General features: G+C 32.7%; 29 protein-coding genes, 1 pseudogene and 1 other annotated feature. Of the genes and pseudogenes, 2 read left to right on the forward strand and 28 right to left on the reverse strand.

Annotated features, from left to right (window positions below; all coding sequences use genetic code 11):
• Window positions 1-159: 159 nt before the first annotated feature.
• From KA845_RS07200 to KA845_RS07280, 17 genes are all read right to left on the reverse strand, one after another.
• Window positions 160-678 (reverse strand): adenine phosphoribosyltransferase, encoded by a 519-nt coding sequence (locus KA845_RS07200; protein WP_002510448.1) that lies wholly within the window; start codon window positions 676-678, stop codon window positions 160-162.
• Between the two features lie 16 nt (window positions 679-694).
• Window positions 695-2,971, reverse strand: a complete 2,277-nt coding sequence (gene recJ / locus KA845_RS07205; RefSeq protein WP_210127892.1) for a single-stranded-DNA-specific exonuclease RecJ — start codon at window positions 2,969-2,971, stop codon at window positions 695-697.
• Window positions 2,972-3,161: 190 nt separating this feature from the next.
• On the reverse strand, window positions 3,162-5,438 hold the full coding sequence (secDF, locus tag KA845_RS07210; protein WP_103387842.1) for a protein translocase subunit SecDF: 2,277 nt from the start codon (window positions 5,436-5,438) through the stop codon (window positions 3,162-3,164).
• 234 nt (window positions 5,439-5,672) lie between these two features.
• Window positions 5,673-5,933, reverse strand: coding sequence for a preprotein translocase subunit YajC (gene yajC, locus KA845_RS07215; RefSeq protein ID WP_002510445.1), 261 nt, complete (start codon window positions 5,931-5,933; stop codon window positions 5,673-5,675).
• A 16-nt stretch (window positions 5,934-5,949) separates the two neighbouring features.
• A complete protein-coding gene (tgt, locus tag KA845_RS07220; RefSeq protein WP_002510444.1) occupies window positions 5,950-7,089 on the reverse strand; it encodes a tRNA guanosine(34) transglycosylase Tgt in 1,140 nt (379 codons plus the stop codon).
• A gap of 19 nt (window positions 7,090-7,108) precedes the next feature.
• A complete protein-coding gene (gene queA / locus KA845_RS07225; protein WP_002510443.1) occupies window positions 7,109-8,134 on the reverse strand; it encodes a tRNA preQ1(34) S-adenosylmethionine ribosyltransferase-isomerase QueA in 1,026 nt (341 codons plus the stop codon).
• Between the two features lie 2 nt (window positions 8,135-8,136).
• Window positions 8,137-9,138 carry a Holliday junction branch migration DNA helicase RuvB gene (ruvB, locus tag KA845_RS07230; RefSeq protein WP_002510442.1) on the reverse strand — a complete coding sequence of 334 codons (1,002 nt, stop codon included), beginning with the start codon at window positions 9,136-9,138 and terminating at the stop codon, window positions 8,137-8,139.
• A gap of 31 nt (window positions 9,139-9,169) precedes the next feature.
• The gene (ruvA, locus tag KA845_RS07235) at window positions 9,170-9,772 is read right to left on the reverse strand and encodes a Holliday junction branch migration protein RuvA (RefSeq protein WP_002510441.1); all 603 of its coding nucleotides are present in this window, start codon (window positions 9,770-9,772) and stop codon (window positions 9,170-9,172) included.
• A gap of 12 nt (window positions 9,773-9,784) precedes the next feature.
• The gene (locus tag KA845_RS07240) at window positions 9,785-10,240 is read right to left on the reverse strand and encodes an ACT domain-containing protein (RefSeq protein WP_002510440.1); all 456 of its coding nucleotides are present in this window, start codon (window positions 10,238-10,240) and stop codon (window positions 9,785-9,787) included.
• An 11-nt stretch (window positions 10,241-10,251) separates the two neighbouring features.
• Window positions 10,252-11,541, reverse strand: coding sequence for a GTPase ObgE (obgE, locus tag KA845_RS07245; protein WP_002510439.1), 1,290 nt, complete (start codon window positions 11,539-11,541; stop codon window positions 10,252-10,254).
• A 127-nt stretch (window positions 11,542-11,668) separates the two neighbouring features.
• Complete coding sequence (gene rpmA, locus KA845_RS07250; protein WP_002510438.1) at window positions 11,669-11,953, reverse strand: 50S ribosomal protein L27; 285 nt, start codon at window positions 11,951-11,953, stop codon at window positions 11,669-11,671.
• Between the two features lie 11 nt (window positions 11,954-11,964).
• Window positions 11,965-12,285: a ribosomal-processing cysteine protease Prp gene (locus tag KA845_RS07255; protein ID WP_002510437.1), complete on the reverse strand. Its 321-nt coding sequence runs from the start codon at window positions 12,283-12,285 to the stop codon at window positions 11,965-11,967.
• Between the two features lie 2 nt (window positions 12,286-12,287).
• Window positions 12,288-12,596 (reverse strand): 50S ribosomal protein L21, encoded by a 309-nt coding sequence (rplU, locus tag KA845_RS07260; RefSeq protein WP_002510436.1) that lies wholly within the window; start codon window positions 12,594-12,596, stop codon window positions 12,288-12,290.
• 12 nt (window positions 12,597-12,608) lie between these two features.
• Window positions 12,609-12,682 (reverse strand) — a sequence feature (ribosomal protein L21 leader region).
• Window positions 12,683-12,711: 29 nt separating this feature from the next.
• Window positions 12,712-13,236: a rod shape-determining protein MreD gene (gene mreD, locus KA845_RS07265; protein ID WP_002510435.1), complete on the reverse strand. Its 525-nt coding sequence runs from the start codon at window positions 13,234-13,236 to the stop codon at window positions 12,712-12,714.
• Window positions 13,236-14,099, reverse strand: coding sequence for a rod shape-determining protein MreC (mreC, locus tag KA845_RS07270; RefSeq protein WP_002510434.1), 864 nt, complete (start codon window positions 14,097-14,099; stop codon window positions 13,236-13,238). The genes mreD and mreC overlap by 1 nt, the downstream gene beginning before the upstream one ends.
• Before the next feature lie 428 nt (window positions 14,100-14,527).
• Window positions 14,528-14,680, reverse strand: a complete 153-nt coding sequence (locus KA845_RS07275; protein WP_002510433.1) for a hypothetical protein — start codon at window positions 14,678-14,680, stop codon at window positions 14,528-14,530.
• A 69-nt stretch (window positions 14,681-14,749) separates the two neighbouring features.
• Window positions 14,750-15,208 carry a DUF4930 family protein gene (locus KA845_RS07280; RefSeq protein ID WP_002510432.1) on the reverse strand — a complete coding sequence of 153 codons (459 nt, stop codon included), beginning with the start codon at window positions 15,206-15,208 and terminating at the stop codon, window positions 14,750-14,752.
• 144 nt (window positions 15,209-15,352) lie between these two features.
• Here KA845_RS07280 and KA845_RS07285 point away from each other — a divergent pair, with 144 nt between their 5' ends.
• Entirely contained in the window at window positions 15,353-15,532 is a 180-nt protein-coding gene (locus tag KA845_RS07285; protein ID WP_082435629.1) for a hypothetical protein, read from the forward strand.
• A gap of 33 nt (window positions 15,533-15,565) precedes the next feature.
• Here the strand turns inward: KA845_RS07285 and KA845_RS07290 are convergent, their stop codons facing one another.
• From KA845_RS07290 to KA845_RS07335, 10 genes are all read right to left on the reverse strand, one after another.
• On the reverse strand, window positions 15,566-15,844 hold the full coding sequence (locus KA845_RS07290; protein WP_103387841.1) for a hypothetical protein: 279 nt from the start codon (window positions 15,842-15,844) through the stop codon (window positions 15,566-15,568).
• Between the two features lie 266 nt (window positions 15,845-16,110).
• On the reverse strand, window positions 16,111-17,091 hold the full coding sequence (locus KA845_RS07295; protein WP_103387840.1) for a ketoacyl-ACP synthase III: 981 nt from the start codon (window positions 17,089-17,091) through the stop codon (window positions 16,111-16,113).
• 158 nt (window positions 17,092-17,249) lie between these two features.
• The gene (locus KA845_RS07300) at window positions 17,250-17,813 is read right to left on the reverse strand and encodes a hypothetical protein (protein ID WP_210127894.1); all 564 of its coding nucleotides are present in this window, start codon (window positions 17,811-17,813) and stop codon (window positions 17,250-17,252) included.
• Between the two features lie 169 nt (window positions 17,814-17,982).
• Window positions 17,983-18,141 (reverse strand): hypothetical protein, encoded by a 159-nt coding sequence (locus tag KA845_RS07305; protein WP_021459221.1) that lies wholly within the window; start codon window positions 18,139-18,141, stop codon window positions 17,983-17,985.
• A gap of 935 nt (window positions 18,142-19,076) precedes the next feature.
• A complete protein-coding gene (locus KA845_RS07310) occupies window positions 19,077-19,925 on the reverse strand; it encodes an aldo/keto reductase (RefSeq protein WP_103387839.1) in 849 nt (282 codons plus the stop codon).
• Between the two features lie 154 nt (window positions 19,926-20,079).
• Window positions 20,080-20,898: a squalene/phytoene synthase family protein gene (locus tag KA845_RS07315; protein WP_002510427.1), complete on the reverse strand. Its 819-nt coding sequence runs from the start codon at window positions 20,896-20,898 to the stop codon at window positions 20,080-20,082.
• A 417-nt stretch (window positions 20,899-21,315) separates the two neighbouring features.
• Window positions 21,316-22,932, reverse strand: coding sequence for a BCCT family transporter (locus KA845_RS07320; RefSeq protein WP_103387838.1), 1,617 nt, complete (start codon window positions 22,930-22,932; stop codon window positions 21,316-21,318).
• A gap of 202 nt (window positions 22,933-23,134) precedes the next feature.
• Complete coding sequence (locus tag KA845_RS07325) at window positions 23,135-23,308, reverse strand: hypothetical protein (protein WP_157950641.1); 174 nt, start codon at window positions 23,306-23,308, stop codon at window positions 23,135-23,137.
• A 53-nt stretch (window positions 23,309-23,361) separates the two neighbouring features.
• Window positions 23,362-23,862, reverse strand: coding sequence for a MepB family protein (locus KA845_RS07330; RefSeq protein ID WP_107376979.1), 501 nt, complete (start codon window positions 23,860-23,862; stop codon window positions 23,362-23,364).
• Between the two features lie 142 nt (window positions 23,863-24,004).
• A complete protein-coding gene (locus KA845_RS07335) occupies window positions 24,005-24,478 on the reverse strand; it encodes a GNAT family N-acetyltransferase (RefSeq protein WP_103387836.1) in 474 nt (157 codons plus the stop codon).
• 325 nt (window positions 24,479-24,803) lie between these two features.
• Here KA845_RS07335 and KA845_RS07340 point away from each other — a divergent pair, with 325 nt between their 5' ends.
• Window positions 24,804-25,286 (forward strand): N-acetyltransferase, encoded by a 483-nt coding sequence (locus KA845_RS07340; RefSeq protein ID WP_103387835.1) that lies wholly within the window; start codon window positions 24,804-24,806, stop codon window positions 25,284-25,286.
• A gap of 158 nt (window positions 25,287-25,444) precedes the next feature.
• Here KA845_RS07340 and KA845_RS07345 read toward each other — a convergent pair.
• Window positions 25,445-25,588, reverse strand: a pseudogene (locus KA845_RS07345) (JAB domain-containing protein); the annotation flags it as partial.
• Window positions 25,589-25,706 lie beyond the last annotated feature (118 nt).

Below are 25,706 nucleotides of genomic sequence, written 5' to 3' on the forward strand. Positions count from 1 at the left end.
TACTATTTTTAATTTAACAACCTCAGCAATTATAATTTAACACATTGTATCCATATGTATTAATTAAAATAATGTGAATACACAGAATTTTAATTTAAAAAGAAATAATAACATCACCATTTACAGCAACACTATTATTTCTTCATTAAAAATATTTAATTATTCATCATACGAAATTAAACTCATTACATCGTAATCTTGTATTTTTTCAATACCATTTAAGTACTTCAACTCAATAATGAATGCAATACCTACAACAATACCACCAAGCTCTTCCACTAATTTGATAGCTGCTTCAATCGTACCACCAGTAGCCAACAAGTCATCTGTGATAAGAACACGTTGCCCTGGTTTAATAGCATCTTTATGCATCGTTAATACATTAGTACCATATTCTAAAGAATATTCATAACGAATAACTTCTCTTGGCAATTTTCCTTCTTTACGTACCGGTGCAAAGCCAATACCCATAGAATAAGCCACAGGACATCCAATAATAAATCCTCTTGCTTCTGGTCCTACAACTAAATCAACATTTCTATTTTTGGCATAATCTACAATTTGATCTGTAGCATAGCCATATGCTTCACCATTATCCATTATAGTTGTAATATCTTTAAAATTCACACCCGGTGTAGGCCAATCTTGTACTTCCGATACATATTGTTTTAAATCCATTCAAACTTCCTCCTATTTAACTCACTAATTCTGCTTTAATCCATTGTTTAAGCTGATTTATATCTTGATAAAGTAAAATCTTTTCAACTTCCATGCGTTCAAGTCGTGCTTGATAATACTTACTAGATTCAATCGCTTTTTTATCTGTATCATTGTTTACAGTTATTATACCATTTTCATCTTTTATAAAGTTCAAATCTAAAAAAACTTTCAAAATAAATTTAAGTGAATTAGGTTTAATACTTAAAAAATCACACAATTGTATACCATCTTGCGCTAAATTAGTTTCACCTTTTGACATTAATGCTTTATAACATTGTTTAAATTGATCCATTTTAGGAACACCTTCAAAATATACAGAATGTTGATGATTCAACATTAAATATATTTGAGATACTTTAACATGCTTTAAGGTATGTTTAATTTCTGCTACGGTTGAAGGCAAATCTCTGAAAACATATTTCTCATAGTTTTGCGTGATGGCTTCTCCATAGTAATAATAATTTTCTCCTAATTTATCTTGTTGTGGATGAATCAAATATGCTACATCCGTATCAGCTGAATTTAAATCAGTAATTTTACTTTTGCTTCTATAATCTAAAATTTGTAAATTGGTACTCGATAAATCTTGAAGCATGAATTGTGGCGATTGATGTCCATTCCATTCATTTATTTGTAAAGTACCTATAATATTAATCGGTTGTTCCGTATTCAACTGACTCGTTAAATGACCATTTTGCCAAAAAATGGCTTGTAATTGGCCCTCACCGAGTGACAATTTTAGATGCTTTTTATCTTGCCCGATACCTTTAGCTTGATGGACCATAATATCTTCTAGTGCAAAGCACGGTAATGCAAAATCTGTGCCAAAAGGTCGTAAACGCTGTATATCATGAATATTTTGCAAAGTAATGTCTGCTTCGGTGATCTTTACGTCCACTTTTTTTCTAGGTTCTAATGATGTTGTTGTTGCTAATTCTTCCATCCATAATTTTAAACCATCTGCTAATGCAGTTACATTATCTATTGGCAAAGTAACTCCAGCTGCCATGTGATGTCCACCAAATTTCGAAATCAAATCCGAATGCGCAGTTAAAATTTCGAACATCGAAACTTGATCTATACTTCTGGCAGACCCTTTAGCATGATTTTGTACTGTATCAATGTTTAAAATCAACGTTGGCAAACTATATGTCTCTACTATTTTTGATGCGACAATACCTAAAACACCCTCGTGCCAATCTTCTTGTGCTAACAATAAAAATTTAGCGCCTTGTTGTACTTGTTGCTCAGCCATAACTAATGCTTCTTCTGTTATTTTAGCAACAATATCTTTACGTTCTTGATTAAAAAATTCAACTTGTTCAGCTAAATATTGTGCTTCTTCTAATTCGTTAGTCATTAATAGCTCGGCTGCAAGTGCTGCATCTTCTAATCTACCAACTGCATTTAAGCGTGGCCCAATGATAAAACCTATTGTCTCTTCGGTAATCTCATCTTTATAACCTGCTTGTTCTAACAATGCTTGAATCGCTACTGGACAATGGCTATTCAAAATTTCTAATCCTCGTTGAACTAATGAACGATTTTCATCTGTAAGTGATACTAAATCAGCGATAGTACCAATGGCTACTAAAGCCTGAAAATACTCTGGAGGGTTATCTAATAATGCTTGCGCTACTTTATACGCTACTCCAGCTCCACATAAATATTCGAAAGGATAATCGTATTCTGGATGCATTGGATGAACTATAGCATAAGCATCAGGCATGGTACGCCCTATTTCATGATGATCCGTGACAATTACATCGACACCTAAACTTTGAATCATCTCTATTTCAGAGTGTCCTTGAATACCATTATCAACCGTAATGATTAAATTTATACCTTCTTCATATGCATGTTTGAAAGCTGCTTCATTAGGACCATATCCTTCTGAAAAACGATTAGGTATATACCAACCAACATGTGCACCTAACTCTCTTAATGTGTTAACTAAGATGGTTGTTGAGGTTACTCCATCAGCATCATAGTCCCCATATACTAATATTTTTTCATTTTGATCAATTGCTAGGTTAATGCGATCTATGGCTTTTTGCATATCACTCAAACGCCAAGAGTCATGATTAATATAAGATGTATTGATTAGCATCTCTATTTGTTCACGTGTTGTTATATGTTTACTCTCTAAAATTTTAGTAATTATAGGAGTTAATTTATAATCAGTAATAATATCATCTGAAATGGCTTGTTCAGATGTTTGGATATCCCAATTAAATTTTGATTTAATCATTTAACTCTCCCTCATTTCCAACAGTCATTATACAAAATATTAGTATAAATAAAAAGTAGTTTCCTTTATACAGTATATTTATCATTATAGCAGTATCAAAATAAAACAACGGAAGTGGTGAACAATCAAAAACTTTTGATTTCATTCAACCACTCCCGTTGTAACGTGTATAGTGTTATCTCGTTTTATTTTATACTAAAATCTTTTCATCGTTTGATTTTTTCTCTTTGTAAACGACTAACTTGCCATCGTCAGATTTGCGTAATTGACGTTTTTTCATGATACCCCATAAAGGAACTGCAATAAAGATAGATGAGAAGACGCCACAGATTAAACCGATTAACAACGCTAATGAGAAATTAAAGATACTAGAAGCACCGAAAATTAATAGCGCTACTACTACTATAACTACTGTTAACACAGTATTAATGGAACGCGTCATCGTTTGTTTGATTGAACGATTGACAATATCATCTATTTGCTGAGGTTCGGTAATAACCTTAACCTTATGCAAGTTTTCACGTACTCTATCAAATGTTACGATTGTATCATTTATCGAGTAACCAATGATTGTAAGGACTGCTGCAATAAAGGTAATATCTACCTCGATTCTAAACAAGCTAAATATTGCTACAATCATAAATGCATCATGTAAGAGCGCTAAAATAGAGGACAGACCCATGCGCCATTCAAAACGTAAAGAAATATAAATGATAATGCCAATAGCAGCATATATCAATGCCATCATGGCATTTTTAGCCAATTCTTGACCAATCACAGGAGACACAGTGTTTACTGTAGGATCATGTCCAAATGTCTTATCAACTGTGTTTTTAATTTTAGCAACTTGATCTTTGTTAAGATCATTTTTGAATTGCACACTGATATTTTTACCATTTTCACCTATAGATACTTGATCGGGTTTAAAGTTATCTTTTTCTAATGTCTGGGTCACTTTATCTTGTGACACTTTGTTATCTGCTTCAAAATCGACACGAGTACCACTTGTAAAGTCGATTCCCAAGTTCAATCTAAAGACAAATAGTATTATCGCTCCGATAATAATAATTATGACACTTAAAGATAATAAAGGTTTTGCTAATTTCACAAAATTCCATTTTTCATAAGGTGTTTTTAAATCGTGTACATCTTTACCGTCATTAATATCAAATCGTTCTGATTTTTTAACTCCAAACCAACTTAGTTTGTTTTTGAAATAGTTGGATGAAACTAGTAATGATAGTAATCCACGGGATAAAAATACCGCCGTTACAAATATCATTAATATACCTAGTAATAACATTGTCGCGAAACCTTTAACAGAACTTTCACCAAAGAAGAATAATACTGCTGCTGCGATAACTGTTGTTAAGTTTGCATCGACAATCGTTAAGAACGAGCTCTTATTCGCTTTTTTATATGCTTGTTTTAAAGTACGGCCAACTTTGAGCTCATCTTTTATTCGTTCATACATTATAATATTAGCGTCGACTGCCATACCTACACCGAGCACTAATGCTGCCAGGCCTGGTAAAGTTAAGACACCTGAAATGAAGTTGAATGCAACCATAACTAGATATATATAAGTAGTTAACGCAATAATCGCTACTAAACCAGGTAATCTATAAAATCCTAGCATAAATAAGTAAATAATCGCTACACCGATTATAGACGCTAAAATTGTTTTATCTAATGCATCTTGTCCAAATTGTGCACCAACAGAGTTTGAATAAATTTCATTTAAATCAACTGGTAATGATCCGGCATTTAACAAGTCTGCAATTTGTTTTGCTTCTTGAACACCTTTCTCACCATTAAATCCACCTGAAATTTCTACGCTGTCTGAATTAATTGGCTTATCAACAGATGCTGCTGAAACATATTTTGGATCTTTTTTAGATTTTTCTTTTTGATATGAGTCGCCTTTTTCATAATCTAACCATACGACCATAACATTTTCTTTTTTCTTAGAGATTTCTTCTGTTACTTTTTTAAATTTGTCACTGTCTTTTAATTTAAAAGTAACAGCAGGTTGGTTCGTATTTTGTTTAAATTCTTGTTTAGCAGAACCTTGTTGAATATCTTTTCCTGTTAACTTAATGTTATCATCAGCATCACGTATCGTTAAATTGGCTTGTGATGATAAGATTTCACGGGCTTGTGATTGATTTTCAACTCCCGCTAACTGCACTCGTATCCGATTTTGATCTTCTACTTGGATTTTTGGTTCAGATACACCAAGCACATTCACACGATTCTCCAAGGTTTTAGCAGTAGCTTGAACTGCATCGTTATCGATTTTATCTCCTTCTTGTAAAGGATCTACTTGATAAAGGACTTCAAAGCCACCTTGTAAATCTAAACCTAAGTTAACATCCTTTACTACGTTTTTATAAGTCAGTCCCATTCCTGCAAATAGAATGACGACGAGTAATAAAAACGCGACTATTTTACTACTTTTTTTCACGTCAACACCTCATTGTATACTTATACTTAAAGAATACTTTATAAAATTATATTTGTGCAAGTCATAATAGGTTTACACATACTTTGTTAAGCGACCTATATATCTTAACATATCACAATATCAACAAAAACCCACATTACTTATGTAACTAAAACGTCATATAGCGCAAAATTATTGTAAAATAAAAAAATTGATAGGAAATCATTATTCCTACCAATTTCAGTATTATTAAAATTAAGATGGATCAACCTGTTTAATAGCAGGTTTTTCTAAAGTAAGTTCAGTACCGTTTCCATTTAATGTTAACACTACTGTTGTTTCATCAACACTGCGAACTGTACCTTTAATACCACCGATTGTAGTAACACGTTGTCCTGAGCGGATTTGTGAAACCATTTCACGATGCTCTTTTGCTTTTTTCTGTTGTGGTCTAATTAAGAAGAACCACATTAATGCTAATAATAAAATTGGTAAAATTAATGAAGTAAATTCCATTATCTATTTCTCCTCTTTAAAAGTTTTTAGGGTTATCTACATTTAGTCCATATTGTTCAAAGAATTCTTCTTTAAAATCAAGAAGCCGATCTTCACGAATCGCTTGTCGGACATTTTCCATTAATTTAAGTAGGAAATGTAAATTATGATATGTAGTAAGACGTATTCCAAACGTTTCCTCTGCCTTAATTAAATGTCTCAAATATGCACGACTATAATTTTTACATGTGTAACAATCACAATCAGGATCCAAAGGTCCAAAATCTTCAGCATATTTTGCATTTTTAATGACCACACGTCCTTCAGATGTCATACATGTACCGTTTCTGGCAATACGTGTAGGTAACACACAATCAAACATATCCATACCACGAATGCTACATTCTATCAATGCATCTGGTGAGCCTACGCCCATCAAATACCTTGGTTTATCCTTTGGCATAAATTGCTCCGTGTGTTCTACCATGTCATACATTACTGGTTTTGGTTCGCCAACAGATAAACCACCAATAGCATAGCCAGGAAAATCTAGCGCTACAAGTTCTTCAGCACTTTGTTGCCTTAAATCTTTATACTCACCGCCTTGGATAATTCCAAACAGTGCTTGATCTTCAGGTCGACTATGTGCTTGCAAACATCTTTCAGCCCATCTCGTTGTACGTTCAATTGAATCTTTAACATATTTATATTCAGCCGGCATTGGTGGACATTCATCAAATGCCATCATAATATCTGATCCAAGATCATTTTGAATTTGCATAGCTTTTTCAGGGCTTAAAAATAATTTCGAACCATTTGTGTGATGTCTAAATTCGACACCTTCCTCAGAAATATTTCTCAAATTACTTAAACTAAACACCTGAAAACCACCTGAATCAGTAAGTATAGGACCATTCCAATTCATGAACTGATGTAATCCCCCACTCTTACGAATGATATCATTTCCTGGTTGTAACCACAAATGATACGTATTTCCAAGTATGATTTTTGCTTCCATATTGTGTAATTCTTCGGGGCTCATTGTTTTTACTGTCGCTTTTGTTCCAACAGGCATAAACATTGGTGTTTCAAATGAACCGTGGGGTGTATGAACAATACCCAAGCGTGCACCTGATTGCTTACAAGTTTTTATATGTTCGTATGTAACTGCAGGCATAGTTATCTCCTTCCATTCCCTAAATAATTAACATTGCATCTCCAAAACTAAAAAATCTATATCGTTCATCTACCGCTGTGCGATAAGCATTTAAAATATTTTCTCGTGTACTAAATGCGGATACTAACATCACTAACGTTGATTTTGGTAAATGGAAATTAGTAATCAACCCATCTACACCTTTAAATTCAAATCCTGGGTAAATAAATATATCAGTCCAGCCACTTGCCGCTAAAAATTGATCATTTGTTTGACGTATTGTTTCTAATGTTCTTGTTGAAGTTGTACCAACTGAAATGATACGTCCACCTTGTGACTGCGTTGCATTTAATAAATCCGCAGTATCTTGAGTCATTTGATAGTATTCGCTGTGCATTTCGTGATCATTAATATCTTCAACACTGACTGGTCTAAAAGTACCTAAACCGACATGTAAAGTAATAAAGGCAATGTTGATACCTTTTGCTTTAATATCAGCTAATAACGTATCTGTAAAATGTAAACCGGCTGTTGGTGCAGCTGCAGAGCCTGCTTCTTTGGCATAAACTGTTTGATATCTATCAGGATCGTCTAAGCGCTCTTTAATATATGGTGGTAGCGGCATTTCACCTAATTCATCTAATCGTTCTTGTAATATCCCATCAAAATGTAGACGCATGATACGTCCACCTTGATTTAAGGTTTCTATACATTCAGCAATAATTTTACCTTCACCAAAGTTTAGCTTATCACCAACTTTAATACGCTTTGCAGGTTTTAAAAGTACTTCCCAATCATTACCTTCTATTTGAGTTAACATTAGCATTTCAACTTTAGCACCTGTTTGTTCTTTAATTCCAAATAAGCGCGCTGGCATAACCCTTGTATCATTTAAAACTAATGTATCGCCTGGGTTCAGGTAATCAATGATATCCTTAAAATGATGGTGTTCAATATCACCATTGTTTTTGCCTAACACCAATAATCTACTTTGGTCTCTATTAAGTAATGGCGTTTGAGCGATTAAGTCCTCAGGTAAATAGTAGTCAAATTGTTCAATATCCAATACTAGTCCTTCTTTCCATTATTACTAAAATGTTCATGTGCATAAGCAGTTGCTTTACGCCCTCTTGGTGTTCGCTCTATAAACCCTTTCTGTATAAGAAAAGGTTCGTAGACATCTTCTATAGTGATCCGTTCCTCACCAATTGATACAGCAATTGTATCCAGTCCTACCGGTCCACCATTATATTGTTGAATAATACAATTCATCATTTTATGATCGATATAATCCAAACCTTCATCATCAACTTGTAACAACTGTAATGCTCTTTTTGTTGTTTCGATATAGATTTGATCATCATCATTAACTTGTTGAAAATCACGGACACGTTTGAGTAATCTATTGGCAACTCGTGGTGTACCTCGACTCCGCTTTGCTAATTCTTCTGCACTTTCTTCATCAATTGTGGTACCAAGTACTTCAGCAGTTCGGATAATAATTTCTTTCAATTCATGATTTTGATAATATTCTAATCTAAGATGTACTCCAAATCTATCTCTTAGTGGTGCAGTTAAACTACCTGCTCTTGTAGTAGCACCCACTAAAGTAAATGGTGGTAAATCAATGCGAATACTTCGTGCTTCTTCACCTTTTCCAATTATAATATCAAGGAAAAAGTCTTCCATAGCTGGGTATAACACTTCTTCCACTACACTACTCAAACGGTGTATCTCATCAATAAACAAGACATCGCCAGGTTGAAGACCTGATAATATTGCCGCTAAATCTCCAGGACGTTCCAATGAGGGTCCAGACACAGTGCGAATATTAACGTCCATTTCAGTAGCAATAATATTAGATAATGTTGTTTTTCCTAATCCTGGGGGACCAAAAAGTAATACATGATCTAATGGTTCTTCTCTCAGCTTTGCTGCTTTAATAAAGACTTCTAAATTAGACTTAATTGAAGATTGGCCAATATACTGACGCAATCTTGTAGGTCGCAATGATAACTCAAAGGAAGATTCATCTTCATGCATTGACTGATCAACCATTCTATCGTCCATTTCATTCACCCCATACTTCATTAATTCAATCTTATGATACTAAAATTTGTAATCCACGTTTTACTGCATCATCTACAGTTGGATTAGACTCTTTTGCCAAGACTTTCTCTACTTTTGAAATTTCACGTTTGGAATAACCTAATGCTTCAAGTGCCATTAATGCTTCTTTGATTATAGCTGATTGACCATCTGTCGAAGCATCTACAGTTAATAACGTATCGCTATTTTCTTCAGTAATTTGAACCTTGCCTTTCAAATCTAAGACAATTTGACGTGCTGTTTTCTTACCAATCCCTGGGAACTTAGTTAAATACGAATCATTTTCATTTTCAATAGCTTGTTTCACTTCGCTTGGTGAACTACTCGCCAAAATAGCTAAAGCAGATTTAGGTCCAATACCCGTAACTTTTATTAAACTTAAGAACATGTCTTTTTCTTCTTCATTAATAAAGCCATATAATAATTGTGCATCTTCACGTACAATAAACGATGTGTATACTTTCACTTCTTGATTCAATTGCTGTTGAAAGCGATATGAATTTGGAGTTTGTATTTCATAACCAATACCACTTGTTTCTATTACTAGATGCGTAGGAAACAACTGGGTTAACTTTCCTATAATATATGCGTACACTTCAACACTTCCTTATATTGTCATACTTATTAATTCAACTTTTGATACATAATCTATTGTTTGTAGCGACGCTATAACATCATCAATTTCTAAATTAGTTCCTTTAGCATCTAATGATACCGTTATTGTCGCCCTATTATCCATAGGTATACTTTGATGAATTGTTAATACGGATAAATTTAATGCTGACAATTTATTTAGCACTTCTGCCAACATACCAATAATATCATTGACATATAAGATTAATGTAAATTCCTTTGTATTTTCCATCTTTTCGTCGACGGGAAAGATTGTATCCCGATACTTATAAAAAGCACTTCGTGATAAATCAAACTGTTTAACTGCTTCGAAAATGGACAGTGTGGGATCGTTTTTCAAAGCATCTTTAATCATTAATGTTTTTACAACTGACTCTGGTAATACATCTTCACGAATTAAATAAAACTTTTTATAATCTTTGCTGTCCATCCTAAGCACCTCTATTCAATAAATTCAAACTCGCCGCCTAAAATTCTAACTATATCACCATTTTCACAACCACGTGCTCTAAGTGCATCATCGATACCCATAGAACGCATTTGTCTAGCAAATCGTCTAACTGCAGGGTCGCTGTTAAAGTCAGTCATTTTGAACATACGTTCAATTGCTTTACCTTTAACAACATAAGCACCATCATCATCACGTGTAATCGTAAATGTATCTTGATTTGGTGTATGTTTATAAAGCACTCTGTTGACTCCAAGTTCTTCTTTTTCACTATAATCGACATCTTTTACTGTATTTAGTGTATCAGCGATGGTGTACAACAACTTATCTAAGTTTTCACGTGTAAATGTCGATAGCGGAATAATACTAACATTATCATCATTCAATTGTTCTTTAAATAAAGTTAAGTTATCTTCCGAATCTGGCATATCCATCTTATTAGCCACAATTATTTGTGGCCTTTCTTCTAAACGGCTTGCATATGCTCTTAATTCTTTATTAATAATTTGATAATCTTCGTAAGGATCTCGTCCTTCAGAACCGCTCATATCAATCATATGTACGATAACTTTAGTACGTTCTACATGACGTAAAAATTGATGTCCTAAGCCGACACCATCTGCCGCACCTTCGATTAGACCTGGTAAATCAGCCATAACAAAACTTCTATTATCCGGTGTTGATACTACACCCAAATTGGGTTTAATTGTTGTGAAATGGTATGCTCCAATTTTAGGTTTAGCTTTAGAAACAATTGATAACAATGTTGATTTACCTACACTAGGAAAGCCAACTAAACCTACATCTGCCATTAATTTCAGTTCTAAAGTAACTTCTATTTCTTCACCTGGTTCACCATTTTCACTAAAATCTGGTGCCGGATTTCTTGGTGATGCAAAGCGAGAATTCCCGCGTCCACCACGTCCACCTTTAGCTATACTAGCTCGTTGACCATGTTCAACCAAATCAGCAAGGATTTCTTCTGTTTCAACACTTTTTATAATCGTACCTGGTGGAACTTTAAGTACTAAATCTTCTGCATTTTTACCATGCATATTACTACTTTGACCTGCTTCACCTGTTTTGGCTTTAAAATGACTTTGGTATCTAAAATCCAATAACGTTCTTAGTCCTTCGTCCACTTCAAATACAACAGATGCGCCATTACCACCATCACCGCCAGCGGGGCCACCAAATGGTACATATTTTTCTCTTCTATATGCGGTAATACCATTACCACCATCACCAGCTTTAAGTGATATTTTCACTTGATCGACAAACATCTTCTCACCTCTTTTTTCTCGGTTTTATTTCAATATCCTTTATATTATATCATTAAGTTGTTCTATAGAAAATAAAGACAAAAAATAAACACCAGAAGTTAAGACTTCTGGTGTTAACAAAGACAAATTACTCAGCAGCTGAATATACAGATACTTGTTTTTTGTCGCGACCTTTACGTTCGAATTTTACAACGCCGTCGATTTTAGCGAATAATGTATCGTCACCACCGCGACCTACATTTTCACCAGGATAAATTTTTGTACCACGTTGACGAAATAAAATTGAACCGCCTGTAACATATTGTCCATCTGCGCGTTTAGCACCTAAACGTTTTGATTCAGAGTCACGTCCGTTTTTTGTAGAACTTACCCCTTTTTTAGATGCGAAGAACTGTAAGTTTAATTTTAGCATTGAGTTGCACCTCACTTATAATTTAGTCTAATATTTTCGTTGTACTCTTCTTCTATGGTTTGTAGTGACACAAGCATAGCTTGAAGAATTAATTGTGCTTGTTCATTATTGGTATCGACACTTCTTATATGAAAATGTCCTCCATCGTCATTATAGTCTATATCTGGCTTTTCGCTTGTAAGTCCCATAATCGCATTTACGCTACCGAACAATACTGCTGAAGCACCGGCACAAACTATATCATGTCCATAATCACCATAATCAGCGTGACCGTCCATTATAACGTCGGTCACTCGACCGTCGTCATTTAATGTAACATCGACTGTAATCATAATTATGCGTTGATTTTGTCGATAGTTAATTTAGTGTAAGGTTGACGATGTCCTTTTTTACGTTTAGAGTCTTTACGACGTTTGTAAGTAAAGACAGTGATTTTCTTGCCACGTCCTTGTTTTTGAACTGTAGCTGAAACTGTAGCACCTTCTACTGTTGGAGCACCAACTTTAACTGCGTCTCCACCTACGAATAATACTTTGTCAAAAGTGAATGCGTCACCTTCATTTACGTCTAATTTTTCAACGAAGATTTCTTGGCCTTCTTCAACTTTGATTTGTTTTCCACCTGTTTCAATAATAGCAAACATACTTTGCACCTCCTATAATTTAAGTCACGCCAACTACAGGTGACATAATGTACTTATAACCTGTAATCGAGCGGTTGTATGTAGCTTGAAACTACTCAACTACTGCATTTTAGCATTACCGTTTCTTGCTGTCAATCTTCAATTGTAGTTTTTCAAAAAATTTGGTAGTAATCGGAAAGAGTATAATGAGCAATACAATATTTAATATTAATGTAGGAACAAGTCTGAACGCTAAGAAGTCGATTAAATCAAACTGAATGAGGCCAATTGCTCCATACATAATAGCTGCATATATTTCGATTGCTATAGTGTTGACTATAATAATTATAAAAAGCATTTCTTTGTCTCGGTAAAACACCTTGAAAAAAAAGTCCATTACAACTACTAACAAAATATAGCCAAACAAGTATAAGCCATAAAATGCCCCGAAATATAAATCCGAAACCAAACCAAAGACAATCGCTAACACTAAAGCAACTCCAAAACTACGATAGATACAAACGATTAGTATATACATTAATGTTAAATGTGGGACAAAAATAATCGCCTTACTACCAATCTGCATCGGTATTAATAAACCAACAATTGTATCTATGTAAAATAAAACTACACCGATTAAAAAGTAGTATAAGGCTCTCATTATTCTACACCACTTTCATTTTCAGACGTTGCTGCACTTTCATCAGGTATTGTTTGTGGATCTCGTTTTGCAACATATACATGATTTAAATCGGCTAGTGAAGCTGCAGGTTTAACCCTAATCTCTTTAGACAAACCATATTGATCATTTTCTACTTTTGTTACTTCACCTATGTAAAGACTACTTGGCAACTGATCTGCCAAACCACTCGTTACTACTTTGTCACCCTTTTCAACTTTATCTTTGTTATTGATATCAGTAATAACAAGCTCTTCTTTCTTAGCGTCATATTGATCAATTAATCCAAACACATTTTTATCATCATGTTGAATGTTAACTGATAAACGATTAGAACGGGTATTAGTCGAAATCAAATCCACCTGAGATGAAAATTGATTTACTTTGGAAATTCGGCCAACTAAACCTTCAGAAGTCATAACAGCCATATTACTTTCCACGCCATTCTTTGATCCTTTATCTATGACAAATGTATTCATCCATTGATCAGGATTTCTTGACAATACTGTGCTAGAAATAGGGTCATACTTAGAAATATCTTCTATATCTAATTCTTTTTTATATTTCTTATTGTCAGCTTTCAGGCGTTGATTTTCCGCTTCTAACTGTTTTTCCTTATTTGAAGGTTTGTCATTATTCGATGTAGAAAATAAATCTCCAATGAAACCAGAAACAAATTGTACAGGATAACTCACAGCACGTTGTCCAAAAGCTACAGTATCTCCTACATACTGTTCAGCATGTGATTGAGATTGCGACCTTAAAGAAATTCCTATCAAAGATATAAAAACTATAATGGCACACAAAATAACAATGAGTTTGTTATTTCTAAAAAACTTTGACAAACTAAACACCTCTATTAGCACACTTTAAATTTTCAATTCTCTTATCATTTTATAGCACAAACGTATTGAAATAAAGCCATAACCCTAGCAATTTCACTACGAAATTTACTTTCCCTAAAACTTTATATTTCAATCTTGATTTACTACTTCATAATAAATTTTCTACTTTAACTTTATATAAATTTATATATCTTATTATACCAAGAAAAGTGATAAAGATACTAAAATAACTTATACATTTTCACCATTTTCTATTGATGCTACTGTTATTTACTTAAAATCGTAGGAAAACTCTATCTATCCCTATATTGATAACTTACTATGTTATTTGGACAGCTGATACATTTTTGCATCCAGTTTTATTAAATTGAAGCCACAATAAAGTGAAAGACCAGAACATAATTATGCTCCAGCCTTTCAATCAAACGCTATGCGTCTTTATCAGTATTTGATTCTGATTTAGATTCATCAGAATCTTTCTGATCTTCTTTATATAAGGTTTCATCCTTACGCCAGCGAGCAAATAAATTTTGCGCCTTAGATTGCTCGTCTGCTTTCTTATCTTTAGATTGTTCACTCATTTTTAGACACCAACCTTTAAATTCATTCTCAAGATTAAAGTAACTTATTTAATCACAGAATTCAAACTATTAGTCGTATGCTTCCCGTGGTTTTAATTCTATATCTTGACTTAACCGTTGTAAATCTTGGTGCATTTCTATTTCTGTAGAGTACACCCTAATTGAATCTTCACCAAATTTATAGATAATAAATTTATCTCTTCTTTGACCAGCAAGGTACTCATCATTATAACCCATTCGTCCTAAACCAGAAACAGACATAAATTCTTTTTTATTTAACCAGTCAAATACTTGTTTAGTTTGTCCTAAAGGTACGTTATTTAATAAATCATTATCTTCAACAGAATAACGTTGTCCCCTAGTTAGTTGAGGATCTGTAGTATTACTTTGATATGATGGTTTATTTTCATACATCGGATTCCACTCTTGATCCTTTAAAAATGGTGCATATTTCAAGGCAAAAAACACAATTATAATAATTGCTATAACAGCTATTATATTTTTAACAATACTGAAAATAAACCTCATGAAATCGCTCCTCCTAATTTCTTATAATTATAGCCTTACCGTGTCCAAATCACATCAGACTACAGCCTTAATTTATTCATAACTTTTGACTGATATAAAAACATCGCAAATTATAGTAAAATACATATAAAGGGAGTGAACTTAATGAGTATTCTAACTATTATACTTCTAGCATTATTAGTTATTTTATTTTTCAGAGTTGGTTTATCTATCCTACGTTTCTTAATTTCAGTAGGTATAATCATCTTATGTATTTACTTAGGTTATCAAGGCGTACTATGGATAATGGATTACTTTAACCTTAGTTTTAATTTCATACCATAAAGCAAGAGGCTTTGGCAATTTGTCTTAGCCTCTTCATTTAAATTTTTTACCAATACGTTGATATATTGCATAACAACCACATAATAAACAAGCCCAGATTATTCCAACAATGATACCACTTATTAAATAACTATAAAACGCACGCCCTTGTTGACCAACTATTGCAATAATAATACTCGCTCCAATAGCCCCTATGAGTGAGTAAATTAACGTTTTTACAAACACTTGTTTATCAATTTTTCGTTGCGCTTGAACAACACGCATTATATAAATAATTGGAATAAACAAACCTATAAAAAGCACGATTCCCAAATTATCACCTCGTACATATTTAATATAAATTCTACCTCAATGTGCTTGCGCATCACATAGTCTAGTATATATCTAAACCACATAATTAATTATTTTCATACTTATACACTATTTAAAATTTAACATCATATTATTGCTCTTTATAATATACACTGGTATAGCAAAGAATGACAAAACAAGACAAATATTTAGTAGTATTTTTGCAGTGATGTCCATATTGCCCCGTAATAAATGTCGTATCTATGTGTACCGATGAATATACTAAATTATAAACTCAATTTAATCAAAGTGGATGCAAACGCCAAACCTCCACCAAAACCGACTAACAACATTTTGTCTCCTTGTTGTACTTTACCTTCTTTAAGCGCTAAATCAATCGCTAATGGAATTGTCGCAGAGGAAGTATTGCCGTAATAAGCAAGACTCATTAAAGCTTTATCAACATTTATTTGCGCTTTATCACAAATAGACTCTATCATGCGCGCATTTGCACTATGCGGTACAAACCAATCTATATCTTGTGGTGTCATATCAACTTTGGTCAATGTTTGATGGATAATACTAGGTATGTTTCCAACTGCCCACTTATACACGCCTCGTCCATTTTGAACGATGTTGCCCTCATTTTCTAACTCATTACCATACATCTCTGATGATAACGCAGAACAATATAAGTTCTCAGCCTTTGCACCATCAGAACCCGAATGACTTGTTATAAAACTAGGATCAGATTCAACATATTCAACTAAAAACACACCTGCACCATCGCCAAATAATATACATGTATTACGGTCTGTGTAATCAGTGATTTTAGATAATGCTTCTGAACCAACTACTAATACCTTTTTGTTTTGACCAGAGCTAATTAACCCGTTAGCAACATTCAAACCATAAGTAAAACCAGCACATGCAGCATTTAAATCCATCGCACCTGCGTTTGTTAATCCTAAACGACCTTGAATGTATGATGCAACACTCGGTGTATGGTAATCAGGAGTAATGGTAGCATGTATAATCATATCTACATCAGATAAATCTACATCGTATTTCTGTTGCAAATCCATTATAGCCTTATAACTCATATCACTAGTATATTCATCTGCTTCAGTAATGCGACGTTCGATTATACCAGTACGTTGTCGTATCCAGTCATCAGAAGTTTCTACAATTTGTTCAAAATCAGCATTCGTCATAATTTTAGATGGTACATAAGCGCCTTGAGCAGTAATTCTCGCATAAGATTTCATTAAACCTCTCCCTTTATATCTTAAGTTACTAGCTAAATAATGTATATAAATAATATCATTTATATACATTATTTAATACATTTTTGAATAAAAATAAAAGCAGCGGTAACGATATCGGTTACCACTGCTTACAACAATAATCACTCACTATTTAATTGCTATCTTAATTGGTCAATATTTTCGATGCCTTCAATTTTACCTTCTTTATCGGCATAAACTTTAATAGTATAACTATTGCTCGTATTATCATCGTAAATTAATGCTCCATCAGCCTGATGTATAGTCGCACTGCCATGATAATTTTGGAATTCTTGTACAGTAATTTTTTGGGGTACGATAAAGACGCGATCCACTTCATCATCTTTAAAATTAACACCAACATTGCCATAAACCCACACACGCACATCATCGACTTTAATTTTATCATCAGGGCTGCCTAACTCATTTTCTAAACTGTCTCGTTTAATACCTTTAGTAATATTGGCATAGCCGTCGCGACGATCAGCATGCATAAAGTCATTACTAAATTGACTCGATAACACATCTACTTTCGGCTTATCTCGTTTACCTTCTTTTTGTTCAGAAGCTGTATTTGGTGCACTAAAATTGACATTTTCTTTAATAAAATAATACGCACCATAAAATATGCCACACACTAATAAGGTAAATATAATAATCGCCAGTGTAATTAAAATAATTTTAGTTTTATTATTTCCCTGCATATTTTATCCCTCATTAAACTTCAGATTATCCTATATAGATATATAATATAATAACCTAAATTACTAATTAAATCTATTCGATTCTGCAATTCTATGAGGGTTTATAGCCAAAATTTCTAGCTATTGTACACGCCTACTCTAAATTGTATAAATTGTTCTTACTTATTTTTCAACTTGTATTTTGCATAATCCAAGTAAATACAAACACTAAAATATAAATATAAATTAATACAAAAACCATTGCTAATAGACTTTTTATTAACAATCTTCCTACTTTAAAAAGCATAGATAAAATAAAAGCCAGTATAATTACTGTTGTAATACTCATGTTCTTCACTCCTCAGAGTTTTTGTTCTAAGTTGCTTCAACTAAACTAGCTCACCATTTAAACACCTATTTTATTTGATAAACTTTTTATACTTATACTATAGTACTAAAATTCAGCTCTTTGCACTAGATACAACTTCAAATAATTTAATCTCACAATCTATATACAAAGAATAGTTATTGATTTAAAAATAAATTTTCTTTAATAATTATACTTCTATGAATACGAATGTTATACTTTATTTATAAATTATTTAGTTTGGCATCGTGAATTACATACTTTTCAACTTAGTTAGTTGTCATTTCATTAATTTTAAAATAATAGATGAAGGAGTAACTAACATGATAAAGGAGGAATTTACATGACAGGCACACCTTTATTACTAGCAGTATTAGACTTTTTACAAAATAATTTTCTTTAATCAAAAAAAGACCGAAATCATCATCTCATACTCAAAATTACAATTGACCAATCCATTTGTATGGATTGGTCTCAAACTGTCGACAAAGTTTCTGATTTTGTGGGCAGTTTTTTATGCTCGCTTTCCTCTGGCACTGCCTCAGCCTGTAGTCTGCGGCGAGTGCTATTCCCGCAGGAGTCGACATAAACCACTGCCAATACTACAAAAAGATTTTAGGAGAACTAATACTAAAGTCCATTTACTGCTAATAACGACAATAGACTATCAACCAAGCTTGAACTTTGTGGGCAGTTTTTAAGTAGCAGCTGCTTGTGGATTTATGAATGCTATTTAAATTTTGCTCGAATATCGTTTAGACGTACAAACAAATTTATACGCGTATATGTAACATATAACCTTAAAGAGCTACAAGATTTTAGAAAAACAAAAAACGTCAATTACTATATAACCTTTATAGCAATTAACGTTTATGTTACAGTCTGAAAAGTCACCCCACATATCCTACGAATTTAATTTAAACAAATTCTTCATAATCGTAAGGGTTTTGACCTTCCACACGCCCTGCTTCACCTTTATCTAGTGAATTTATTTTCTCAATATCCGAACTTGCCAACTCAAAATTTAAATACTCAAAGTTACTACGTTGGTGTTTGTAATTGTCTGATTTAACAATCGGGAAAACACCTAGTTGATTAACCCAATTCATTATTACTTGTGCTGGTGTTCGATTATATTTTTGAGCTATATCTAAAATTGTATCATTAACAAGTACATCATTTATTTCACGTCCTAATGGACTCCATGCTTCTGATACTATACCTCGTTTACTATTTTCATGAATAAGATTTTTATTATTAAAATAGGGTTGAATTTCAATTTGATTTGTAGCTGGTGTGACACCAGTAGCTTCAATAATACGATCTAAATGCTCAGGCATAAAATTAGAAACACCAATCGTTTTAATCAGACCATATTTTTGTGCATCAATTAAAGCTTTCCACGCATCGACATATTTACCTTGTTTAGGGTTTGGCCAATGCACAAGATATTTATCAAAATAGTCAAGACCGGTGCGATATAATGATTCTTGAATAATATGGATAGCCTTATCATAGTCATGATTTGAACCAGGTAGTTTCGCACTCACATAAATATCTTCACGAGCAATATGTGAACGACGGATCACTTCTCCAACCATACCTTCGTTGTTGTAATTAGTTGACGTATCAATAAGTCTATAGCCAATGTCTAACGCATTTTGTACAGCGTTGACACCTGTACCACCTTGAATATTAACCGTTCCTAATCCAACATGTGGAAGTATAGATCCATCATTTAATTCAAAATTATTATTTAAAGCCATAAATTAGCCTACCTTCCCTAGTAAATTTATAATATATTTAATCATTACATTTAAGTTTACCCGAAAGGATTTTCACTTAATCAATAAGCCTTATGCCACTCATTCACAAAAAAAACCATTTGCGTTACAACAAATGGTTAAGTCACATCTAATATTAATCTTTTTGTACTTCTTCGACTGTTTCTTCTACTTCTTGACGAGATATTTTTTCGCGACCATTTTTCATTGCTTTAAGTGTTTTATGAGCTAATGCTAATGGTAATCTGCAAAATAGTAAAATTGTCTTCTTATTAATAGACTTCATATATTCATCGGCTTTAGCCAAATTTTCATCTGCATAATCGAATAAGTCTTGACGCGTCCAATCATCCGGGACAAAACTTACACCACGTTCGTCATAATCTTCTTGTTCGTTACGCAAAATATTTACCGCTTGTAGTCCACGGCCATAGCCAATCGCTAAATCTCTGTCTGTTTTCACTCCAGCACTTTGTTCCCATATATCTGACAACATCACACCTACGAGACCAGCAACATAATATGTATAATCATCTAAATCTTCTTTCGTTTGAATATTCCAGTCCGCTTTCACCCATTTGGCCATACCATACGCCATTTCGTGAGCACTATTCATTACGATGTGCACAGTATTTTCAGGGCACGCACGTAACCAATCACCTAAGCGTAAAGTGACCTCTGGCATTTTATCTTTAACTGGTGCCAAAAGTTGGAGATACTGTTCTTCATCAAAAGGTTGTTTTAATAAGTCACTTACTTGCATTAAAATAGCATGTTTCGTGTCATTCTCTACTTCTTCATGATCTTCAATTTCATCAATTGCTCTCATTACTAAATAAGCAGAGGCTACCGTATGTTTTAATTCTTTGTCTAAAAAAGTAATCGGTATATAAAATGTACGACTCGTTTCTTTTAATACACGCATTGCATCTTTTGGGAAATTCTTCTGTGTCATAGTCATTACTACCTCCCTAGTTAAATACTATCATACTATCATAATTTTAAATAGTTATTGGTATTGTATCGAAAATGTCAGTTTGATGCTAACAACAGCATTAATGTATTAGATTTTAGTGACATAATATCGTCCTAAAATCACCTAATAATAATCCATATTAATGATATTACAAAAATATAGCTATAAAAGGAAGTGGGACAGAAATCTGATTTTGAAAAAATGATTTCGTTGTCCCACCCCGGCAAGGATGACTAGCATTGAAACAAGCTTGGTTTGAAGCGCATTTTCAATGCAGTCAGCTACTGCCAATATGAAAAAAGGTTGGAACAAATCAATATTGTCCCAACCTCACTTCGGGAATTAACCCTTTATGAAATCATCCAAAGCCAATTTATCATACACTAAAATTTATGGTCAATCGTTTTTAAATGCTTTCCTTTTTTCCATCATTTCTGTTTCATAATCGTCTTGTTGACGAGCTATATATTCTTTCATTCTATGTTTATTCGGTGATAACGTTAATCCTAAGAATTTTCGTTCTTTGTTAGCATCTTTATAGAACGACACCATCATAAGCATTATAATTACCGAGAATGGTAAAGCTGTAATAATAGCCATATTCTGCAAGGCATTCAATCCATTACTACCACCAGAGAAGAGTAAGATAAACGCAATTAATGCTTGCGCAATACCCCATATAACTTTAACAAGTGCTGAAGGATTTAATGAACCAAATGTCGTTTGCATACCTAAAACAAATGTTGCTGAATCGGCAGAAGTAATAAAGAATGTTGCGATTAATAGTAGTGTTACTATTGATAACACAAATCCAAATGGTACTTCATTAAAGACACCGAACAATGCTGTTTCAGGTGGCATATTAAAGATTTGAGGATTATCTTTAGCAGTTTCAATACCTAGCACGCCAAACGCAGCGAACCATACTAAACTTACTAATACTGGTGCCAGCATTACACCTAATACGAATTCTCTAATAGATCTACCTTTAGATACACGAGCAATGAATATACCAACGAAAGGACTCCAACTAATCCACCAAGCTAATTGGAAGAATGTCCAATTTGACATCCATTCATGCTTCTGATCATTAAGTGGTGCTGTATCGAACATATTAAATAAGAATGTATTTAAATAGTCCCCTGTTGCACTAGTTAACATATTTAAGATTAATATTGTAGGACCTACTATAAACATAATTAGTAAAATTATACCAGCCAAACCAATATTAGCATTACTTAAATATTGTATACCTCTACTTAAACCAGACCATGCACTTGCTAAGAACAGAATCGTTACTATGACAATAATAATTCCTTGTGTGAGAATAGTATTTGGAATATCAAATAAATACTCTAAACCACCAGCAATTTGCATTGCACCAAGTCCTAGTGATACTGCCACACCACCAATTGTAGCGAAAACAGAAATAACATCGACGATAGTTCCTAATGGTCCCTCGACTTTATTACCCAAAATCGGGCGTAACGTTCTTGAAATTAATGCAGGTTCACTTTTTCTAAATTGTGCATAAGCTAGCGCTAATGCTACAACACCATAAACACCCCATGCATGGAATCCCCATTGCATAAATGCACCTCTCAAGGCTTCAGTATAAGCATGAGCGGTTTTAGGGTCACCAGTAGGAGGAGATGCAAAGTGACTAATTGGTTCAGCTGCTCCCCAGAATACTAAACCAATACCCATACCGGCACTAAATAGCATCGCAAACCATGAAATTGTATTAAATTCAGGTTTGTCTCCGGGCTTACCTAGTTTTAATTTACCAATAGGACTAAAGATTAAAAAGACACAAAAGAATATCATGATTGCTACAATAATCATATAATACCAACCAAAATTTTGTGTAATCCATCCTGTAATATTTGTCCCTATTTCATTAAATTGATTGGGAAATATCGCTCCCAATAATACAATAATAGCGGTAATAATAATACTAAATGTAAAAACTGAAGAAAGTTTTTTACCGCTAAATTTTTCATTTTCTTGCATATGTACATACCTCCTAACAATCAATGTTTGGAAGTGTATCATAAATTCTATAATTCTTCAAAATAACTCTAAAAAAGCTTTTAATAAATTTATTAACAATTATTTTCATATCTAATTGCAGACTATATTTTGTGTTTATTTTTTACATTATAATAATTAAATATCACTAAACGAAAACAAAATCACTCATTAAACCATAAAATTATTTATTGATAAACCCCTTACTGAAATAATTAAATATACTCATAATAATTGTAAAAATAATAGTAGTTATAAGTGATTGTACAAAGTCATATGAGTTTAATAAATATGTACCAATACTAAAAAGAATGAAAAAAGAGATAAAGATTACTAATGCGTATTTTGCTGTTTTCATGTCATGACCTCCCTTCAAGAAAATGAATATGTATAAAATAGTTGCATAAAGCTTTAGTTGAAATACAATTTATTGATTTTCATTGCATCATAACCATTAGTCATATCTATAAAATAAGGCAATTGCCACTGTTGAGTGTTAGTAGCACTCTTATTCAAATCTTCACACCATAAAGGGTAAAGACGGAAGGACATTTTACCTTTGTGAGCATTTGTAGTAATGATGCCTTTGTCTATTAATATTTCTTTGGTAAATATAAACTGCCCTTTATATTGATTATCGATAATATTTATCACTAACTTATCATCAAAATCCGCTTCATTAAACGGTATGTTCTTAGCAAACTCGTTTTTATGCCATAAAGCAACAAAATACCCTGCCTTTTTAGGCGTCTTTTTGGCTAATCTACTTTTAATCCTTTGCTTACCAACAGAGAAGTTTAGCGCTTCATAATCATTGTTCCATCTTTCTCTTTCAAAGTTAGTTATTGTTAGATTTGTATGTACAGTGCTTAAGTCATTAAAAAGCGTACAACTTTTAAATAATTGTTGCATAACGCTCCTCCCTCTCTATTTTTAATATTAATATATTCACCAAGATTAGAAACATAAAGTTAATGATATAACTGATAGCATTAACTCAAACTATGATTTTAATAAATGTTCAACTTTTACCTTAGTAGTGACGTTATTTGAATTAGTTAAGCAATTTCGTCATGGTAGCAAGTTCTAAAAGTTGGTTATTTGGTTTAGTGAGTATTTTCTTATCACTGATAACATATCCTAAATCACTGTAAAATTTCATATTTTTAGTAACATTCATACGCACTTTGCAGACCAATTCAGTTATGCCATTCTGGTAAGAATGATATTCCAAATAATTTAATAACTGCTTGCCAATACCTCTACCTTGAACTTTTGAATCAATAGAAACTCTGTGAAAACTCAAAGCTTGATTATTAATTTTAAACCTTAACATCCCAACTGGTTTATCTGCATCATATGCAATAATTGCTTCTTCCTTATGATGTAAAAATGATTTTCTAATATCATCTTCCTTTTCTAGTAATGCAGTAGACGGCACCTTAACATTTGCGTATTCTGCAAATGCATCCATCATTAACTTATGTATTATCGCAACATCTTCAATCGTTGCCTTTTTAAAATGCATTTCACACACCTACTTTTAATTTTCATTTAATCAGCTGAATTTAAGACTTAAAGCACTTCATAACTCATATCAATACATATTTATACTGAAATATACTCTATCAATATTATCAAATAACATTCTACAAATATATTACATATAAATTATCAACTCAATTTATCATTCGGCCATTTTTGTATTATTATTCATTATATCAAATCAAACCAATCACCAATAATAACATTAAATACAGTATAAAATTAAAATAAACCTAAATTATTATTGAATTATTATACATTATAAAGTATTATTAATTATAATTTCAACAAGCAAGAAGGTGTTATAAATGTTTTTGGTGAATTACGAAAGTAAATTTTTACCTTATATAATGAGTTACCAACTGACTTACGATCAAATTCATTTTCCTAAAACCCCATCCGTTCATATCAATAATGCACAGTATAATTCTGATATGAATTGTATTCTCGGATTTAATGACGACAATAACTTAGTTACCTTTTTTGTTTTACAACAAGCAAGCGAATATGCTCAGTATTTTACATCTACTAAAAATGCCACAATTTTTTTAAAAGCTTTTTCAACCGATGCTAGATTTCTACAAAACGGATACGCTAAATCGTGTTTATTGCTATTAGACGATTTTATTAAAACACACTATCCACACGTTCAATTTATAGCACTTGTAGTCAATGAAGATAATGTAATTTCTTATAATTTATATAATTCAGTCGGGTTTTACAACACAGGACAAACTATTCTAAAATACGGTGTTAAACAACAATTATTACAAAAAACAATTAACCTTTAAGTTAATCTTGATATACTAATCCAATACTTTTCATGGTTATTTTTTTATATTAATTTTCCACTATAACTATAATTAAATGCACTCCTGTCCTTCAAACTAGGTGTGCATTTAGTTATGTTAGCGTTAATTACACTTTTTTAAGTTGATTTTCCATACCTTTAATCAAAGTATCCTTCTTCTACAAGACTGACATAACTACCATTACCAATAATGATATGGTCTATAATGTCGATACCTAATATTTCACCACATTGAATTAAACGTTTTGTAGTTTGAATATCCTCATCAGAAGGTGTCGGATCTTATCAAGAGTAAATTACTAAAAATCCATTAACATCAATGTTTTTACTTTAAGAACATATATTTAACGTGTTAAATCAAATGAAAAAATACAATGTAATTATTAGATGACAATTGATT

This window comes from Staphylococcus sp. GDX8P114P-2 (assembly GCF_017892945.1).
GTDB classification, from domain to species: Bacteria; Bacillota; Bacilli; order Staphylococcales; family Staphylococcaceae; genus Staphylococcus; species Staphylococcus arlettae.